At 71.3% G+C, this 1744-nt stretch carries 1 protein-coding gene; it reads right to left on the bottom strand.

Features of this window, described 5'->3' with window-relative positions; all coding sequences use genetic code 11:
* Positions 1-1607: N-acetylmuramoyl-L-alanine amidase (locus ACZ6PY_RS30340; protein WP_466078728.1), on the bottom strand; the 1607-nt coding region annotated here is incomplete at its 3' end.
* Between the last annotated feature and the right edge of the window lie 137 nt (positions 1608-1744).

Genomic DNA, 1744 nt, shown 5'->3' with positions numbered 1-1744 from the left:
ACGTCCCCCAGCGCCGGGAACTCCCCGGCGATCGAGAAGAAGTCATGCCACTTCTGCCCCGCACCGAACGACGACCCCGTCGACAACGCCACATAGACATCCGCCGCCGAATCATGCGTGAACGTCACGACGTCGTCCCGACCGTCACCGTCGACGTCCCCGACGGCCGGGACCTCCGCGCCGGGGGCGAACCAGTCGTGCCACTTCGCCCCCGGCAGGAAGCTCGTGCCGGTGGACAGTCCGACGTACACGTCGCCGAGCGTGCCCTGGGTGAACACGACGACGTCGTCCCGGCCGTCGCCGTCGAAGTCGCCGGTCAACGGCGTCTCGCCGGAGAGCCCGAAGTAGTCGTTCCACTTCACCGACGTTCCGGCGAAGCCGGCGCCCGTCGAGGTCGACACGTACACGTCGGCCAGCGAGCCGTGGGTGAAGGTCACCACGTCGTCCCGGCCGTCCCCGGAGAAGTCGGTCGGTGAGCCGCCGAGATACCGGGCGCCCGACCCGCCGCCCTGGTTGACCAGCGAGAGGTAGTAGTTCCAGTTCCAGTTGGGGCCCGGGTCGGTGTGGTCGTTGCCCGGGATCTCGTTGTGCCCCTTGATGCCGTTACGGTCCTTCGGGATGCCGTACTTGTCGCACAGGTAGCGGGTCAGGGCCGCCGACGAGCGGTACATGGCATCGGTGAACCACCCGGGGTCGTCCACGTAGCCCTCGTGCTCGATGCCGACGCCGTAGGCGTTGCCGGAGCGCGCGTGGTAGGCGGTGTCGCCCTCGCGCACCATCTGGGTGATCTCGCCGTTGCTGGACTTGACGACGTAGTGCGCGCTGACGCCGGCCGACGGGTTCTGGAACCAGTTGATCGTGCCGGCGTACGAGCCCTGGGTGACGTGGATGATCACGGTGGTGATGCGGCTGGAGCGGCCGACGCCGTAGTTGGCGCCGTTCGCCGCGACCCACCGTGCCGGCGGGTACTCGGGCACCGCGGCCGCGAGGGTGCTCCGCTGCGTGCCGGCCGGGGACACCGTGGCGTAGCGGCCGAGTTCCGGTGCGACCCGACGCGCGGGGACGGGGACGGGACCCGGGATTCCGTGCTGGAGCAGGTCGTAGACCTGGTCCGCGTACAGTCGGGCGGTCGCGTCGTCGACCGTGGCGCCGTACCTCGCGACCACCGGATACCAGGCGGTGACCCGGCCGCGGTCGGCTGCCGTCAGCCCTTCGGCGTCGGCGAGTTCGCGCAGCACGGCCGCGCCGCCGCGGATGTTCGCCGGTGTGACGGCCTTCAGCCGCGCGACCGGCTCGCCGGTCAACCGGGCCGCCCGTTCGAGGCTGTGCTGGGTGGGATTGCTCACCAGGTGCATCACGCCGTAGCCGTTGGCCTGGCTGGGCTTGCCGTCGTGGCCGTCCAGCCGGGACTCGCCGTAGCCGACGGCGACCAGCACGTCCCTGGGTACGTCGAACTCGGTCGCCGCCCGCAGGAAGGCCGAGTCCAGGGCGCTGGGTGCCGCGGGCAGGGCCGCCGCGGGGGCCGACGGGCCCGCGACGGCGCCGGCGAGCGCCGCGGCCAGCAGGGCGACGGCGCCACGGCGCCACGTCGATCGCGTTCGGGCCATGAGGGCCTCCAATCCTGGTGTCACAGGGTCGCCTCCCCGGGCAGGCCGAAGAAGTCGTGCCATTTGGTGGCGCCGGTGAAGGTGGTGCCGGTGGACAGGCCGACGTAGACGTCGTTGGTGGCGCCCTTGGTGAAGAC

It is taken from the genome of Micromonospora sp. NPDC048907, assembly GCF_055586885.1.
Note: the sequence above shows the minus strand (reverse complement) of the source record. Positions and strands in the feature narration are given on the sequence as shown.